This window comes from Streptomyces sp. NPDC057939 (assembly GCF_042887545.1).
In the GTDB taxonomy this organism is placed as follows: domain Bacteria; phylum Actinomycetota; class Actinomycetes; order Streptomycetales; family Streptomycetaceae; genus Streptomyces.
In genome coordinates, this window is record NZ_JBHVPG010000002.1 from 1 (window position 1) to 14,817 (window position 14,817).

Consider the following 14,817-nt stretch of genomic DNA (forward strand, 5'->3'; position numbering starts at 1 on the left):
GCCCCTGGTGTCCGGGGCAGCCGGTGCGCCACGACCGCGATGAACGATGATGGGCGGGCGTCGCGGCCTACGGGTGGAAGCGGTCCCGGTCGCCCTGGGAGAAGGCCATGACCTTCTTGCCGCCGCCCTCGGAGAAGGCGGTCACCTTCTTGCCGCCGCCCTCGGACGCCGCGAGGACCTTCGGCCCGCCGGAGCCGGCGTTCGTCGACACGGCCTTCACGTCGCCGACGGCGCTCGGCGCCGCCGAGGCGATCGAGGCGGTACCGGCGAGGCCGAGGGCGGCGAGGGTCAGTCCGGCGATGGCGAAAGTACGGGAAACGCGCATGGGTCAGGCTCCTCTGGGGGCGGGTCCGTCGGCGCCCTGCCGCGATGTGGCGGACCACGCGAAGTGGGGGTTCGGGGTTGGTCTGTTCTGCACCGACCCCTCAAGAAGACCGCGGATCCCGCACCGCCGACGTCCTCCTATCGGCCCCCCGCACGGACGAAGGCCCGTCGTCCCCCGAGCGGGCGCGGTGCTCCGGGAGCTGACACCCTGTTCCCGGCCGTACGCGGGCCGGCATGCTGTGGCCATGGAAGACACGCACAAAGGGCACGACGCCGTGGCAGTCGTCACCGCCACCGGCGAGTACGACGCGGACACCGTGGGACCGATCGCCGAGGAGCTGACCGCGGCCGCCGCGACCCACCGCACCGTCGTACTGGACGCCTCGGCCCTGACCTTCGCCGACTCCTCCTTCCTCAACCTCCTGATCAGGGTCCACCGCACCACGGCCCTCCGCATCGCGGCCCCACAGAGCCAGCTCCTGCGCCTCCTGGAGATCACCGGCGCGGACCAGGTCCTCGACCTGCACCCCACTCTGGACGAGGCGGCCCGACCCTGACGGCGACGGGCACCACACGTGAAACGTACGAGCCGGCGGCGGCCCTTCCCCCTGACCGCACGGACGATGTGTGCGACGATCGCGTGGTCGATTCGGCAACGGGCAGACGCGGAGACATGGGACGGTCACGAGGCAACGACGAGCCGGGCGGACGTACCGCCCGCCCGGAAGCCTCCCCCGCGACCCCACCGGCCCCGCTCCCCGCGACCGCGGCCGACGCCCGCACCCAGGTCGCGGCCGTCCTGCAACGAACAGGTCTCCCCTGGGACCCGCGCGCCGTGACGGACGCCCTGATGGTCACCACCGAACTCGTCACCAACGCCATCCGCCACGGCGGCGGCCTGGCGGCCTTCCACGCCGACGTCCACGAAGGCGCACTACGGGTCTCCGTGGCCGACCACGACCCGCGACCCCCGATCACCCGCACCAGCCCGCCCGCCGGAAGCCGGATCGGCGGCTACGGCTGGCCGCTCGTGCAGAGCCTCGCCGCTCGCCTGACCATCACCGAGCACGGTGGCGGCAAGCTGATCACCGCGGACCTGAAGCTCCACTGAGCCACCGCCTCGTCCGTCCGGCCGACCTGGGCCCCGCTCGGCCGTCCGTCCGTCCGGCCGGTCGGTCGGGGAGTGGGTCGGCCGTGGGGACGGTGCCCGTCCCAGCGCCGCGAGCGGGGTTCAGTCCGCGTACACGAAGATCAAGCAGAGTGCCGCGAACGGTACGACGGACGCCCCGAGCAGCGTCAGCGCCGCCGGAACGGCCGCCGTCCGACGCTCCCGGCCCTTGCGCACACCGGCACGGAACACCGCGCGGGCCGGAACGAGCGGCAGCACGACGAGGGAGATGAGGATGACCGGCGCGAGGAACCGGCTGAACGCGGTGGCACCGCTGTCCGTGGCCAGGTGCCAGGCGGTCGTGCCGAACACGACGGCCGAGCCGCCCAACACGCCGAACGAGAGCACCGACGCCACGGCGACGGTCAGCCGCTCCGCCCAGCGCTGCGCCCGCGTACGCTCCCGCCGCGCGTCCGTCACCCCGTCGTACCCCATGCCCGTACCCACGCCCACACCCGTCCCCCTCCGCTGTCACGGTCCGGCGCTGCAAGCCCACGGCGACCCGCACCGCGTCGCCCGCCCCGCACCCCGGGCCGATGGTACGGGGACGGGATGCGACCACGCCGTGTCGAAGCCACCGCCCTGCGGCAGTTGTCGGGCGGGCCGGTGGCTCACGGCGGCCCGAGTCGCTATGCGAGCGGCACCGGGCCGGAGCTCGGGCAGAACTCGGCCTGCAGGACGTCCGTGAACGTGGTGATCGGTGAGTTCCAGTCGCCGTTGACGTTGACCGAAACCATCCGCGTGCCGTTGCGGGTGCCGAAGGTGTAGGTCCAGGAGCCGTTGACGGCACCCCCCATGCCCCATACCGTCACGCCGCAGGAGAGTTTCTGCGAGGCGACACCGAGCCCGTAGGTGGTGAACGGGATCCAGTTCTTGGTCGGGACCATGGTGAGCATCTCCCGCTGCTGGGCCGGGGGCAGGATCCGTCCGCCCAGCAGTGCGCCGAAGAACCGGTCGAGGTCGCCGGTCGTCGAGATCATGCCGCCCGCAGCCCACCCCCACGACGGGTTGAGTTCGGTCACGTCGTGGATGCCGGCGTCGGGGTCGGTCAGCATCAGCTTCGAGTAGTGCCGGCCGTGGGGTCCGCGGATCAGCGGATCGTCGCCGCGCGGCAGGTACGTCGAGGTGAGGCCGAGCGGGCGGGCGACGCGCTGCTCGATCGCGGTGGCGAGCGACCGACCGGTCACCCTCTCGATGATCATCCCGGCGAGGAAGTAGGCGGTGTTGGAGTACGCCCAGCCGCCGCCCGGCGCGAACGTGGGCGGATGGGACACACCGATCCGCACGATCTCCTCCGGGCGGTAGCTGTCGAAGCGGTGCTTGAGGAAGGGCAGGCCCACGCCCTTGTCCGTCATGCCTTCGTCGTTGACGTAGTCGTAGATTCCGCTGGTGTGGTCGAGCAGCTGCCGGATGGTGATCAGCTCGGGCTCGTGGCCGGGGCCGCGCACGACGCCGGGCAGCCACTTCTCCACCGAGTCGTCGAGGGTGAGCCTGCCTTCGGCGGCGAGTTGCAGCATCACGGTGGCCGTGAACGTCTTCGTGGTGCTTCCGATACGGAACCGGTCGTGCGCCCGGCGCTGGCGGCCGGTCGTGGTGTCGGCCACTCCGGCGGTGCCGACCCACGTGTCACGGCCGTCCTGGATCGTGGCGAGGATCCCGGGCACTCCCCCATCGGCCACGGCACGGTCCAGCACGCGCTGGACGCCGGTGTGATCGGCGGGCTGCGCCGCCGCGGATGCGGCCGGGGCCGCGATGGCGACCTGGCCGGCCACCGCCGCGGCGATGATCAACCGCAGTCCCGCACGGATCCCCCGGCCGGGAGCACGCAGCGGGTTGCCGGTCCGGCCCCGGGCGGGACGGCGGCCGTGGGCGGCGAGGTCATGGGCGGCAAAGTCATGGGGGGAGGAGCCGGAGGTCTGTCGAGGCGTTTTCGTCGTGTTCATGAATGAAGCGTCGGACCCTGACGCAGGGTCAGGGTCAAGCCCGTGCGGCATCCAATCGCGGAAGCGGCGCGCACCACCCTTTCCGCAGCCGCGGGACGCCTCGTCGACCAGACTTTTCAGGCAAGGGAAAGCTACGTTGCGTTTCATTCATCAGCAATGATGCTGTTGCGTACGCTCAATGCATTCGCAGGTAACGACAACCGATTCGTTGCATAGACCCAAGACTTAACGCAACACACGGCAAGGATCGCGTTGCATTGATGTGAAGTCGAACGCTAGGCTGGGGCACTCTCGACCACGAAGGAGACCGCGATGCCGGGAGGCAGGCTCACCCAGCAGGAACGCCGACAGATCGAGCTGGGAGTGGGAGACGGCCTCGCCTACGCCGAGATCGCCCGGGGGCTCGACCGGCCCACCTCGACGGTCACGCGCGAGGTGATGCGAAACGGTGGCCCCGGCGCCTACCGCGCCGACCTGGCGCACCGCGCCACCGAACGCCGCGCGCACCGTCGCAGGCAGCCGGTGTCGAAGGGGGCGGAGGCGCCGGCGCAGGCCCACGGACGGGACGCCGAGGCGGTGCGCGAGTACGAGGAGGTGTTCGCGACCGTCTTCATGCAGTCGGGCCTGCCCAGGATGACGGCCCGGGTGCTCGCCGGCCTCTACACCACCGATACCGGCAGTCTCACCGCGTCCGAGCTCGCCGGTCGCCTGCAGATCAGCCCGGCCTCCGTGTCCAAGGCGATCACGTTCCTCGAAAGCCAGGGGCTCATCCGCCGGGAACGCGACGAACGGCGTCGCGAGCGCTACGTCGTCGACGACGACGTCCTGTACCAGTCGACGATGGCGAGCGCCCGGGCCACCGCCCACCTCGGCGACGTCGCCCGGCAGGGCGTCGCCATCCTCGGCCCCCACACTCCGGCCGCCGCCCGCCTGGAGAACATCGCCCGCTTCGTCGCCTTCATTTCCGAGAGCATCGCCCGAGCCGCGGACCAGGCCCGCGAAGTCCTCCACACCAAGCCCGAAGGGGCTTCGGACGGCGCCCCCCGGCCGAATCCGGACCAGGGGTAGCTGCCGGACCACGAGTAGCAGGGCGACGCGGGCAGCGCCGTCAGGTCGACGCCGGGCCCTGCGCGAGATCCAGGTCCAGGAGCGCGTTCGAGACCACCTCGGTGGGCGCGGGGTGGATCCACAGCGGGGTTCCGGCGAGCGCACCGGCGTCGATGCCGAGGCTCATGGCGACCACCAGCGGTTGGATCAGGCTCGCGGCCTGCGGGCCCAGGATGTGCGCGCCCAGCAGTTGCCCGGTACCGCGGTCCGCGAGGACCTTGCAGAAGCCGGTGCCGTCCTCCAGGGCCCAGCCGTAGGCGGTGTCCGAGAAACGGCGAACGGAGACCGCGTAGTCGAGCCCCTCCTGCCGACACTGCTCCTCGGTCCGGCCGACCTGCGCGATCTGGGGGTGCGTGAACACCCCGGCAGGCACTGCCTCGTGGGAGGTGCGGATCAGGTCTCCGGGATGCAGCAGGTTGTGCGCCACCACCCGGGCCTCCCGGTTCGCCACGTGCTTGAGGGGGAACGGCGTGCAGACGTCGCCGAGCGCGAACACCCCCCGGGCATTGGTGCGCTGGTGGGCGTCGACGGCGATCCGGCCGTCGTCGTGGAGTTCGATCCCGGCCCGGCGGGCGTCGATCCGGTCGCTGTTCGGCGCGCGCCCGACCGCGACCAACAGGGTGTCCGCCTCCACGGCCGTACCGTCGTCCAGCACCAGGGACAGCCGCCCCGGCTCGCCCTCCACCCGGGTCAGTGCCGTTCCCGTACGCACGTCGTACCGGTCGGAGGCGATCTCCGTGTAGGCGGTGGCGACCGCCTCGTCCTGTGCGGAGAGGAGGGTGTCCTCCTGCTCGATGATCGTGATGCGGCTGCCCGCGGCGTGGAAGACGTGCGCGAGCTCGGCAGCGATGTAACCGCCGCCCAGAACCGCCAGGTGCCGCGGCGGGCGGTCCAGGCGCATCACCGTGTCGGAGGTCTCGTACGGCAACCCGCAGTCGCGTACCGGCGGCGGTACGGCCGGGCGGCTGCCGGTGGCGACCACGACCTGCTCGCCGCGGACCGTGACGGCGTCCGGGCCGCTCCCGATGGTCAACGTACGGTCCCCGGTGAAGCGGGCGCGCCCCTTGAAGACGTCGATGTTCGGGGCGTCCCGGCGGCCCTGCTCCCCGTCGGCGGCCTGCCGGTCCAGGCGCCCGAAGACCCGTTCGCGGACGGCGGACCAGTCGACGCCGCTCAGCCGTGCCCGAACGCCGAACCGGTCGGCGTCCCGGATGCCGGCCGCGAGGTCCGCCACGTGCACGAGCATCTTGCTGGGGATGCAGCCGCGGTTCAGGCAGGTACCGCCGAAGGGGCCCTCGTCGACGAGGGCCACCTGCAGGTGGGAGAACCGGTCGTCCAGGAGGGCGTTGCCGGAGCCCGCCCCTACGATCACCAGGTCATGAGTACGCATCGGCGGAAGGTACCCCCGCATCGCGGATGTATCCGCGAACGGCACGCAGTGCCTGACGAAATGTTGAAGGTGCAGACCATGTGAACACCCGGCGCGCATGCTCCCGCCGCGTGTAGGGCATGAGGTAGCAACCGCGCACCACCCTTACCTTCCGAACGGAGTTGCCGCCGTGCCCCTGTGGCTCACCGCACTTGTCGTCCTGGGCGTCTGGGCCCTCGCGGCGACCGCCCTCGGTCTCCTGTTGGGCCGCCTCATCCACCGCAGCCCGACCCACGGGCTCCACCCCGCCGTCGTGGAGCGGAGATCGCCGCACCCGCGGCAACCGTGACCGGGCCGCGCCGCGGCCCGGCCGATCCGACCCTCGCGATCGCACCCCCGCCGCAACCCGCCCGATCACGCACCCATCACGCCTCCCACCGCGCCCCGAACCGCGACGCCCGCCACTCATTCGTCCCCGGTTCATCGTCATGCGCCGGGGTAGCGGAGCGGCATGGCTTCCGAGAACGCATCCACCACCGTGACCGGTTACGTGCAGCCCGAGATCGACGTCGCCTCGCTGACAGCGGTGCTCGATGGCGAGTACGCCGGGATTCGTGACCTCGTCCGCACCAACCTCACGAAATACGCCTCCGTGCTCCAGGACGCCGACGAGCTCGGCATCGACGCCTTTCGTGAGCGGGTGCGGGAGATCGTCGTCCAAATGGCCGCGACCGGCCAGACCGGCATGGGCTTTCCACCCGAGTACGGCGGGGGCGGGGACGTGGGGGCCTCGATCGCCGCCTTCGAAACGCTGGCCTTCGGCGATCTGTCCGTCCTGGTCAAGGTCGGCGTGCAGTTCGGGCTGTTCGGCGGCGCGATCCTGCACCTGGGCACCGAGCGCCACCACGAGGCGTACCTCCCGGATCTGATCACCGGCGAGCTCATGGGTTGCTTCGCGATGACCGAGACCGGACACGGCTCCAACGTCCAGGCGCTCGGGACCACCGCCACGTACGACCCCGCGAGCCGGGAGTTCGTCATCACCACCCCCGACGAACAGGCGCGCAAGGACTACATCGGCAACGCGGCCCGGCATGCCGAACTGGGTGTCGTCTTCGCGCAGTTGGAGGTGGAAGGCCGATCCCGGGGCGTGCACGCCTTCGTCGTCCCCCTCCGGGTCGACGGAACGACGGCGCCCGGAGTCCGGATCGAGGACGACGGGCGCAAGATGGGGCTCAACGGCGTGGACAACGGCCGCATCCGGTTCGACGGCGTGCGGGTGCCGCGCGAGGCGCTGCTCAACAGGTTCGCCGACGTCACGCCGGACGGTGTCTACGAGAGTGCGATCGACAACCCCAACCGGCGCTTCTTCACGATGCTCGGCACCCTGGTGCAGGGGCGCGTCAGCGTGGCGGGCGCCGGAATCAACGTCGCCAAGGTCGCGCTGACCATCGCCACCAAGTACGCGGTACGGCGGCGGCAGTTCGAGGCGGATTCGGGCACCGGGGAGCAGGTGCTCCTCGACTACGGCCTGCATCAACGCCGTCTGCTGCCGCTGATCGCCCGGACGTACGCCCTCCACGCCGCGCAGGACGTCGTGCGCGCTCAACTGCACGAGGTCTTCTCCGACATCGAGGACGACGCGCAGGCTCGGCGCCGGCTCGAATCACAGGCCGCGGGCCTCAAGGCGCTCGGCACCTGGCACGCCACCCGCGTCGTCCAGGAGTGCCGCGAGGCCTGCGGCGGCGCCGGCTACCTCGCCGTGAACCGGTTCGCCGCCCTCAAGAGCGACAGTGACGTCTTCACCACCTTCGAGGGCGACAACCACGTCCTTCTGCAACTGGTGGCGAAGGGGCTGCTCACCGATCACGCGAGCGAGTTCGAGGACCTCGACCAGCTCGGCATGGTCCGGTACGTCACCGGTCTCGCCGTGGAGACGGTCATCGAGCGCACCTCGGCGCACAAACTGCTGGAACGGGTGCGCGACCTCCTGCCCGGCGGCGACGAATGGGACCGGGAGGCCGGCCTGCTCGACTCCGAGTACCAACTCGCCATGGTCCGTTTCCGTGAGGAGCACATGCTCGCCGGCCTGGCCCGGCGGATCAAGCGCGGCATCGACCAGAAGCGCGAACCGGGCGCGGTGTTCTCGCAGGTGCAGGACCATGTCATCGCGCTCGCGCGTGCGCACGTGGAGCGACTGGTGACGGAAGCCTTCGTCGACCAGGTGCGCGGTCTGCCCGAGGGGGACGAGAAGGCGGCGCTGGGCCTCCTGTGCGACCTGTTCGCCCTGTCGACGATCGAGGCGGACCGGGCGTGGTTCATGGAGCACGGGCGGCTGACCGTCCAGCGTTCCAAGGCGATCAGCCGCGAGGTGAACGACCTTTGCCGCAAGGTCCGTCCCCTCGCGGTCGAGCTGGTCGACGCCTGGGGAGTCCCGACCTCGATGCTGCGGGCGCCGGACCTGGTGGGCTGATCCGGGTCCGGCTCGTACCCGGATCCGACACGAAACCGCCTCGGCCGGTGGTCCGGACCCTCCGTAGGGGGTCGGACCACCGGCCGAGGCGTCACCGGTGCGGGCTCAGATCATGCGCCGGCCACGATGGCGCCGAGAATCATGCCGCCCACGAGGCCGACGGCGCTCACCACCATCGCGATCGTGGCGAGCCGTTCGTGGCGGACGGCCTTGGCGACGATGGCCAGGACCAGGCCGATCACACCGAAGACGATCGGCAGGAAGATCAGGGAGATCACGCCCAGCACGATCGCGATGATGCTCAGGACGTTGCCGGTCGACGCGCCGACCGGGGCGCCGCCGGTCCCGTGTCCGGTGGGCTGGTTGCCGTACTGCGTCGTCATCTTCCACTCCTTCGGAACGATCACCCAAAGGCCCGGTCCCGAGGAGGACCGGCCTGGCCCGCGAATACCCCGAACTCCTATGACAATGCAGTTACTTGAGCGCCTTCATCGAGCCCTGCGACCGGGGCCCGACGTAGGACCAGGCAGACGAAGCCGAAGTCGTCCCGGTAGGAGCGCAGCCATTCGCCGCGGCGGGTGGTGGCCGTCGCAAGGGCTTCGGGGCTGTCCGGATCGTCAGGATGGTCCAGTGCCCAGGAGGCCAACGACCCCCAGCACGCCCACTCGTAGTCGTCCAGTTCCCGGCGGGTGCTGATGTGGCCGTGGACGGGCACCCATCCATCGGCGGTCACACGGTCCAAGGTGGTCGCCAGGTCGGTGAGGTCGCCGAGCATCTCGACGGCCGCCGGGGAGGGTTCCCGCGCCCAGAATCCCTCTCCGAGCAGGACGCGCCCGCCCGGGGCCAGATGCCGGCGTGCTGCCGCGAGTGTGGGGAGCAGGCCGCCGAACGCATGGGTGGATCCGATGCTGAGCACCAGGTCGAACGGGTTCGGGGAGCTGAAGTCCGCCGCCGCCCGGTGGTGGAGGACCAAGCGTTCTCGCACGCCGCGCTCGCCCGCGGCCGCATGGGCTTGCGCCAGGGCGTCCTCGGAGATGTCGACGCCCTCGGCACGCAGTCGGGAGTTGGCGGACAGGGCGCGGAGCAGCCATTCGCCTCCTCCGCAACCCAGATCGAGCACCTGTGCGTCGTCACGGGGGATGCCGTGGCCGAGGAGTTCGCGCACCGAGTCGTCGTCGAGCGGGGACCTGATCGGATGGTCGGCATGGGCGATCCTGGACACCTGTTCACGGTTCACCGGCGGAGACTGACATCGGCGGAAGGCCCGACGCATCCCATTTCCTCGCTGCGGCGACGGCCGGGGCCGCCTCCGCCCCGTTTGGAGTGCACCGGAGGGCGGGAGTCTCCCAGTACTCCCCCGCCGCGCGTCATCACGGGCCCTGTCCGGCCTCACGGCGGTCCGGACCCCGGCCGGGGTCCACCCGAGGCCCCCGCCGGGGCCGTCCGCCGCCGCGTGGCGAGCCGGTTCGAGGTGCCCCGCGAGCGGGTCGGGCGCAGGCTGGACGCATGCCCGACCAGACGGAGATCGTCATTCACCCCGTGTCGCCCCAGGGCGGCCGGAAAGTGACCGTGCACGCGCTGGGAGTGGATGCCGACCTCGGGCGCGCCTACACGCCCGGTGACGTGTCGGAGTTCCTGCGTCGCGCCGGCCTTGAGGACGTGGACCTGTCCGAGGACGGGCCGATCCGCTGGGAGGGCGGCGGCCCCGAGGTGTGGACCTGAACCGGACGGCATCCCGGGCGGACCGTCGGACGTGGCGGAGCTCTCCCGACCCGGCAACGGGACGGGGAGAAAATTCGATGGCGCACGAGGGTTTGGCGGTGAGGGTCCGGGACACACGCGTGGGTACGGTGGACGCCTCAGGAGACGGGCGGCCACCGCGGCTGGGTGACCGCAGGCGGCTCCCCTCTCCCCCCTGGGAGTCGCCTGCGGCCCGCCGAGCGGCGCACCGCGGCATCACCACCGCGCGGCGAGCGGCGCGCCCGGACATCGCCCGCCGAGCGCGACCCGCCCGTCCCGACCCGGGGCGTCAGTCCGTGGCCTCCTGAGGCTTCGGATCCTTGGGCTCGGCGGGCCGGTCCACCCCTTCCCCCGCTTCCTCCCGCGGCTCTTCGTTCGCCTCTTCCCGCGAGCCTTCGCGTGGCTCCCCGCGGGATTCGACGGGGCCGTCGGCCTCGCCGTCCCACAGGTCGGGCGCCTCGACGAACCTCGGGGGCAGGTCGGGCGTGAGCGCGTCCTCGTTCTCGGGAACCTTCGCGGGCAGCTCCGGTTCGGGCGTCCTGGATTCACGGGCTTCACCGTCATGAATGGTCATACAGCCCGCCTGCCCCACAAACCGATCCGAACGCCCGCCCGGGAGAACGGGCTTTCCGGTGGTCGGACTTGCGTACCCACCGGCGGTGGCCGATGCGACGGGCGCGGTGCGGACGGACCCGCTTCTTCGCTGCGAGAGCCGGTTGGCGACCGTGTCAGGGGCCGGTGCGATGATCCTCTGGGCGGGTGCGTGCTCGCCGAAGTATCGACTCGGGGGTGGCTCGGTTTTGGACACGTGGCAGGAGTTGTCCGCGGCGGTGGAGGATCGCCTGGCAGCCATGTCGTCGAGTGAGCGGGCGGTGTTCGCCGCCGGCGCCGCCGAGCGGCTCATGAGCCGCCATGAAGCACTGCCCGAGGAAGACCGGGCTCCTTTCACGATGAGCCTTCGACCCCTGCTGAACTCCGTCTGGGAGGGATCCCTGGGGGACTCGACAGCTTTCACGGCGGTGAAGCGGGGTATGGCCGAGTACATGCTCGGCGAGTACTACCACAACGACGGCCAGGACGGCCCCGACGATGCGGACGAGAACGCGGCGGCCACTACGTTGTATGCCGCGCAGGCCTACCTGTTCGAGTGCTGTGACTTCTCGGTCTGGGCGAGCCGACGGGCCGTGGACGCTGTGGACGAGCACCTTGAGCGCCTTGCCGAGCGGGAGGAGGAAGTACCCGAGCTCGCCGAGGCGACCGTTGCGGAGCTCCGGCGTCAGTTGCGGGATCTCGACCTCATCGCGCACCACTCGGAGGACCTGCATTTCGCCGTCCCGGGACTGCCCATCGGTACGTCGATCCGGCTTCGGGCGGAACTGCGGACCCCTCTCTCCGCCCGGGACTGACCGTGTGAACAGCCCGGCCTCCCGGGTCGCCCGAGGTCGGTGACGCGGAAGCGGAACCCACCCGGCGCCCGAGCAGTGGCTCCCGAATGCACCGCCGCCGCCGACCCCGCTCCGCCTTGCCGGGAGCACCCGGACCGCACGACGAGCCCCGGCCCGGGCGCTGGGCGCGCACGGGTCGGGGCTGGGGGCCCGGGCCGTTCCCGGCCGGGTGTCAGTTGGCGAGCATGCCCTCGCGGAGCCGCGTGAGGGTGCGGGTGAGAAGTCGGGAGATCTGCATCTGGGAGATGCCGAGGCGTTCGCCGATCTGGGCCTGGGTCATCTCCTGGCCGAAGCGCATCTGCAGGATGAGCCTCTCGCGCCCTTCGAGCCCCTGCAGCAGCGGCGCCAGGCTGTGCATGTCCTCGAAGAGCTCCATGGCCGGGTCCTCGCTCCCGAGCACGTCGGCGAGCGGGCGCGGCGCGTTGTCCGAGGATTCGTCCTGCTCGTTGTCGAGGGACTGGCTGGAGTGGCCGTTCGCCGCGACCAGGCCCTCGATCACCTCGTCGTCGCTGAGCCCCAGGTGGTCCGCGAGTTCACGGACCGTCGGCGCGCGGTCGAGCACGGAGTGGAGGTCCTCCTTGCCGCGCGCCAGTTCGATGCGCAGTTCCTGGAGGCGTCGCGGGACCCGCACGGCCCAGGTGGTGTCGCGGAAGTGCCGCTTGATCTCACCGGTGATGTAGGGCAGGGCCAGCGTCGTGAACTCGTTGCCGAGGGACGGGTCGAAGCGGTCGATCGCCTTGATGAGGCCGATGGTGCCGACCTGGATGATGTCCTCGATGTCCGTGCCGTCGGTGCGGTTGCGGAAGCGCCGCACCGCGAACTGGACGAGGGACAGGTTCATCTCGATCAGGGTGTTGCGGACGTACTGGCGCTCGTGGGTGCCCTCGTCCAGGGTGCGGAGCCGCTCGAAGAAGGCCTTGGAGAGGGTGCGGGCGTCGGCCGGGGCCACCTCTCGGGCATCCGGGACGTGGGGAAGCGGTTCGGGGAACGCCGCGATGGGCTCGGCCACGGCCTCGGCCTGCGCGGTCGTGAACTGCGTGGACAGAGCGTTCATTTCGGATCCCCGATGCGATCAATCAACCTCGTACCCGAGGACTCCCCCCGGACGCTGCCGCCCCTGTGGCCGCCGCTCGATCATTGCGCCTTCGACACACACCCGTCAAGCGATACGTGAAATGCATTTCGCGAGTTGCGCTGCCGGGCACTGTTGGGCGGACGATTCCGCGCCTCCCGGAGGCCGCACCGTGCGGCCGCGGGCCCGCGGCGCCGGGCCCGCGCCGACGACGGACCGGGGCGGCGTGCGGGCCACGTGAAGCCGCATACACTCCATCCATGAACCGCACACGACGCGTCACGGGAGAGTGCCTGCCGCAGGCCGCCCCTGCCGCGCGTGCTGCCTCCGCGGACCGGACCGGCGTGAGCCCCCGGACCGCCGCCGACGGCAAGGCCCCCACGGTCGGCCGCGGCGTCCTGCACGGCCACGGCTAGCGCCTCTTCCCGGCCGTTCCCGGCTCTTCGCCACCCCGCCCGAGCCCCGCTCCCTCCCGCCGCACCACACTCCGCGACGGGACCGGCCCCGGCAGCCCGGCCTGATCGCCGAACCCCTGCCGGCATTCGCGGCCCGAGGGCCGCATCCCTTCCCACCGCACCACCGCAGTCCCGACGCTCCGTCGGCTCTGCCGCCAGGCGAGGGCCGCACCCCGGGCCGTAGCCGTCTCCGAAGGGACCACCGTGAAGTTGAGCGGATTGTTGACCGGCCACGAGCACCACGTCATCCAGGGCGACACGGAGTCGACGGGGATCACCGCGGGCACCACCTTCGACGTCGACCGGGTGGTGCCGGGTTCGCTCTTCATCGCCGTGCCCGGCCACCGCGGCGGCGGCCCCGCCTCCATCGGCGCGGCGCTCGCCCGCGGTGCGGTGGCGGTGCTCGTCGACGCGGCGGGAGCCGCCGCCGCGCCACCCGGACGGGAACTGCTGCCCGCGGTGTGCCTCGTACGGGTGCCCGACACGCGGAAGGCGGCCGCGGTCGTCTCCTCGCGTTACTTCGGCGAGCCGGGCCGACAGATGAACCTGGTGGCCGTCACCGGGACCAACGGGAAGACCTCCATCTCCTACATGGTCGAGTCTCTGCTGAGGATCTCCGAGGGCGCCTCGGTGGGCGTGATCGGCACGGCGGGCAGCCGGATCGGCGACGAGGTGATCCCGATGCCCCCCTCGGTGCTGACCACACCCGAATCCCCCGACCTTCAGTACCTCCTCGGCCACATGCGCGACCGGAGTACCGCGAGCGTGGTGCTGGAGGCCACCTCCATGGCACTGCAGACGTACCGGATGGACCGGACCTTCGTCGATGTCGGTGTCTTCACCAACCTGACCCAGGACCACCTGGACGACCACGGCACGATGGCCCACTACACGGACGCCAAGCTGCGACTGTTCCAGGGGCTGTGCCGGCACGCGGTGGTCAACGTGGACGACGCGGTGGGAGCCGGCATCCCCGCGATGATGCCGCGGGCGGTGACGACCTACGGGATCGACGAGGAGGCGGACTTCCGCGCCACCGACCTGATCGCGGACGCGTCGGGCACGCGGTTCACGCTGCACCACGCCGGCCGGACGTACCCGGCGGCGATCCCGGTCCCGGGCCGCTTCTCCGTGTCCAACTCGCTGGCGGCAGTGGCTGCCTGCCACGTGCTGGGGAACGACCTGGGCGGACTGGTCGCCGCGCTCGCGCTGATGCCGCCCGTACCGGGCAGGTTCGAACGCTTCGTGACCCCCGCCGGCACGTCGGTGATCGTGGACTACGCGCACTCGCCCGACTCCCTCGACAAGGTCCTCACCGCCATCCGCGGCTTCGCGCGGGGCCGGGTCATCACCGTCTTCGGCTGCGGCGGGGACCGCGACACCACCAAGCGCGCCGAGATGGGCCGCATCGCCGGCACCCACTCGGACCTGTGCGTCCTGACCTCGGACAACCCACGGACCGAGGACCCCGAGGCGATCCTGGACCAGATCGCACCCGGTATCGAGGCGACCGGCACACCGTACGAACGGTCCGCCGACCGCCGCCGGGCCATCGCCTTCGCACTGTCCGAGGCACGGCCCGACGACATCGTCCTGATCGCCGGAAAGGGCAGCGAACCGCACCAGATCGTGGGCGAGGAGCTGCTCCCCTTCAGCGACATGGCGACCGTCCGCGACCTGACCTCCCTCCGGCTCCCCTGACGCGCCCCGCGCAGCGGCTC

17 protein-coding genes are annotated in these 14,817 nt (G+C 71.3%); 9 read left to right on the forward strand and 8 right to left on the reverse strand.

The features are described 5' to 3' along the window. Nucleotides 1–67 precede the first annotated feature (67 nt). Nucleotides 68–325: a hypothetical protein gene (locus tag ACFVS6_RS02260; RefSeq protein WP_389700043.1), complete on the reverse strand. Its 258-nt coding sequence runs from the start codon at nt 323–325 to the stop codon at nt 68–70. Nucleotides 326–569: 244 nt separating this feature from the next. Between ACFVS6_RS02260 and ACFVS6_RS02265 the strand changes: the two genes are divergently transcribed. Together ACFVS6_RS02265 and ACFVS6_RS02270 are read left to right on the forward strand one after the other, a co-directional pair. Next, the gene (locus ACFVS6_RS02265; RefSeq protein WP_389700044.1) at nt 570–881 is read left to right on the forward strand and encodes an STAS domain-containing protein; all 312 of its coding nucleotides are present in this window, start codon (nt 570–572) and stop codon (nt 879–881) included. A 116-nt stretch (nt 882–997) separates the two neighbouring features. After that, the gene (locus ACFVS6_RS02270; RefSeq protein ID WP_389700045.1) at nt 998–1,435 is read left to right on the forward strand and encodes an ATP-binding protein; all 438 of its coding nucleotides are present in this window, start codon (nt 998–1,000) and stop codon (nt 1,433–1,435) included. A gap of 120 nt (nt 1,436–1,555) precedes the next feature. On the opposite strand, the gene ACFVS6_RS02275 is transcribed toward ACFVS6_RS02270, so the two are convergent. Together ACFVS6_RS02275 and ACFVS6_RS02280 are read right to left on the reverse strand one after the other, a co-directional pair. Next, nucleotides 1,556–1,945: a hypothetical protein gene (locus tag ACFVS6_RS02275; RefSeq protein WP_389700046.1), complete on the reverse strand. Its 390-nt coding sequence runs from the start codon at nt 1,943–1,945 to the stop codon at nt 1,556–1,558. Between the two features lie 176 nt (nt 1,946–2,121). Continuing rightward, a complete protein-coding gene (locus ACFVS6_RS02280) occupies nt 2,122–3,435 on the reverse strand; it encodes a serine hydrolase domain-containing protein (RefSeq protein WP_389700047.1) in 1,314 nt (437 codons plus the stop codon). Between the two features lie 312 nt (nt 3,436–3,747). Here ACFVS6_RS02280 and ACFVS6_RS02285 point away from each other — a divergent pair, with 312 nt between their 5' ends. Beyond that, nucleotides 3,748–4,503, forward strand: coding sequence for a MarR family transcriptional regulator (locus ACFVS6_RS02285; RefSeq protein ID WP_389700048.1), 756 nt, complete (start codon nt 3,748–3,750; stop codon nt 4,501–4,503). A gap of 40 nt (nt 4,504–4,543) precedes the next feature. Here ACFVS6_RS02285 and ACFVS6_RS02290 read toward each other — a convergent pair whose 3' ends face one another. Beyond that, on the reverse strand, nt 4,544–5,932 hold the full coding sequence (locus ACFVS6_RS02290) for a mycothione reductase (RefSeq protein ID WP_389700049.1): 1,389 nt from the start codon (nt 5,930–5,932) through the stop codon (nt 4,544–4,546). A gap of 169 nt (nt 5,933–6,101) precedes the next feature. On the opposite strand from ACFVS6_RS02290, the gene ACFVS6_RS02295 reads away from it, so the two are divergent. Beyond that, nucleotides 6,102–6,260, forward strand: a complete 159-nt coding sequence (locus tag ACFVS6_RS02295) for a hypothetical protein (RefSeq protein ID WP_389700050.1) — start codon at nt 6,102–6,104, stop codon at nt 6,258–6,260. Between the two features lie 162 nt (nt 6,261–6,422). Further along, on the forward strand, nt 6,423–8,384 hold the full coding sequence (locus tag ACFVS6_RS02300; protein WP_389700051.1) for an acyl-CoA dehydrogenase: 1,962 nt from the start codon (nt 6,423–6,425) through the stop codon (nt 8,382–8,384). A gap of 110 nt (nt 8,385–8,494) precedes the next feature. Here ACFVS6_RS02300 and ACFVS6_RS02305 read toward each other — a convergent pair whose 3' ends face one another. Both ACFVS6_RS02305 and ACFVS6_RS02310 read right to left on the reverse strand, forming a co-directional pair. Continuing rightward, complete coding sequence (locus tag ACFVS6_RS02305) at nt 8,495–8,767, reverse strand: hypothetical protein (protein WP_389700052.1); 273 nt, start codon at nt 8,765–8,767, stop codon at nt 8,495–8,497. A gap of 77 nt (nt 8,768–8,844) precedes the next feature. Beyond that, the gene (locus ACFVS6_RS02310; protein WP_389700053.1) at nt 8,845–9,621 is read right to left on the reverse strand and encodes an SAM-dependent methyltransferase; all 777 of its coding nucleotides are present in this window, start codon (nt 9,619–9,621) and stop codon (nt 8,845–8,847) included. Between the two features lie 269 nt (nt 9,622–9,890). Between ACFVS6_RS02310 and ACFVS6_RS02315 the strand changes: the two genes are divergently transcribed. Next, nucleotides 9,891–10,106, forward strand: coding sequence for a hypothetical protein (locus tag ACFVS6_RS02315; RefSeq protein WP_389700054.1), 216 nt, complete (start codon nt 9,891–9,893; stop codon nt 10,104–10,106). A gap of 307 nt (nt 10,107–10,413) precedes the next feature. Here the strand turns inward: ACFVS6_RS02315 and ACFVS6_RS02320 are convergent, their stop codons facing one another. Beyond that, a complete protein-coding gene (locus tag ACFVS6_RS02320; protein ID WP_389700055.1) occupies nt 10,414–10,698 on the reverse strand; it encodes a hypothetical protein in 285 nt (94 codons plus the stop codon). An 85-nt stretch (nt 10,699–10,783) separates the two neighbouring features. Here ACFVS6_RS02320 and ACFVS6_RS02325 point away from each other — a divergent pair, with 85 nt between their 5' ends. Then, the gene (locus tag ACFVS6_RS02325; RefSeq protein ID WP_389700056.1) at nt 10,784–11,530 is read left to right on the forward strand and encodes a hypothetical protein; all 747 of its coding nucleotides are present in this window, start codon (nt 10,784–10,786) and stop codon (nt 11,528–11,530) included. Nucleotides 11,531–11,741: 211 nt separating this feature from the next. On the opposite strand, the gene ACFVS6_RS02330 is transcribed toward ACFVS6_RS02325, so the two are convergent. After that, nucleotides 11,742–12,623, reverse strand: a complete 882-nt coding sequence (locus ACFVS6_RS02330; RefSeq protein ID WP_389700057.1) for a SigB/SigF/SigG family RNA polymerase sigma factor — start codon at nt 12,621–12,623, stop codon at nt 11,742–11,744. A 278-nt stretch (nt 12,624–12,901) separates the two neighbouring features. Here ACFVS6_RS02330 and ACFVS6_RS02335 point away from each other — a divergent pair, with 278 nt between their 5' ends. After that, on the forward strand, nt 12,902–13,057 hold the full coding sequence (locus ACFVS6_RS02335; protein ID WP_389700058.1) for a hypothetical protein: 156 nt from the start codon (nt 12,902–12,904) through the stop codon (nt 13,055–13,057). Nucleotides 13,058–13,300: 243 nt separating this feature from the next. Next, a complete protein-coding gene (locus tag ACFVS6_RS02340; RefSeq protein WP_389700059.1) occupies nt 13,301–14,797 on the forward strand; it encodes a UDP-N-acetylmuramoyl-L-alanyl-D-glutamate--2,6-diaminopimelate ligase in 1,497 nt (498 codons plus the stop codon). Nucleotides 14,798–14,817 lie beyond the last annotated feature (20 nt).

Excerpts from the sequence above, each read along its gene's own strand:
- ACFVS6_RS02285 (WP_389700048.1), top strand. The coding sequence starts at position 3,748 with ATGCCGGGAGGCAGGCTCACCCAGCAGGAACGCCGACAGATCGAGCTG.
- ACFVS6_RS02300 (WP_389700051.1), top strand. The coding sequence starts at position 6,423 with ATGGCTTCCGAGAACGCATCCACCACCGTGACCGGTTACGTGCAGCCC.
- ACFVS6_RS02265 (WP_389700044.1), top strand. The coding sequence starts at position 570 with ATGGAAGACACGCACAAAGGGCACGACGCCGTGGCAGTCGTCACCGCC.
- ACFVS6_RS02335 (WP_389700058.1), top strand. The coding sequence starts at position 12,902 with ATGAACCGCACACGACGCGTCACGGGAGAGTGCCTGCCGCAGGCCGCC.
- ACFVS6_RS02315 (WP_389700054.1), top strand. The coding sequence starts at position 9,891 with ATGCCCGACCAGACGGAGATCGTCATTCACCCCGTGTCGCCCCAGGGC.
- ACFVS6_RS02270 (WP_389700045.1), top strand. The coding sequence starts at position 998 with ATGGGACGGTCACGAGGCAACGACGAGCCGGGCGGACGTACCGCCCGC.
- ACFVS6_RS02305 (WP_389700052.1), bottom strand. The coding sequence starts at position 8,767 with ATGACGACGCAGTACGGCAACCAGCCCACCGGACACGGGACCGGCGGC.
- ACFVS6_RS02330 (WP_389700057.1), bottom strand. The coding sequence starts at position 12,623 with ATGAACGCTCTGTCCACGCAGTTCACGACCGCGCAGGCCGAGGCCGTG.
- ACFVS6_RS02280 (WP_389700047.1), bottom strand. The coding sequence starts at position 3,435 with ATGAACACGACGAAAACGCCTCGACAGACCTCCGGCTCCTCCCCCCAT.
- ACFVS6_RS02290 (WP_389700049.1), bottom strand. The coding sequence starts at position 5,932 with ATGCGTACTCATGACCTGGTGATCGTAGGGGCGGGCTCCGGCAACGCC.
- ACFVS6_RS02320 (WP_389700055.1), bottom strand. The coding sequence starts at position 10,698 with ATGACCATTCATGACGGTGAAGCCCGTGAATCCAGGACGCCCGAACCG.
- ACFVS6_RS02260 (WP_389700043.1), bottom strand. The coding sequence starts at position 325 with ATGCGCGTTTCCCGTACTTTCGCCATCGCCGGACTGACCCTCGCCGCC.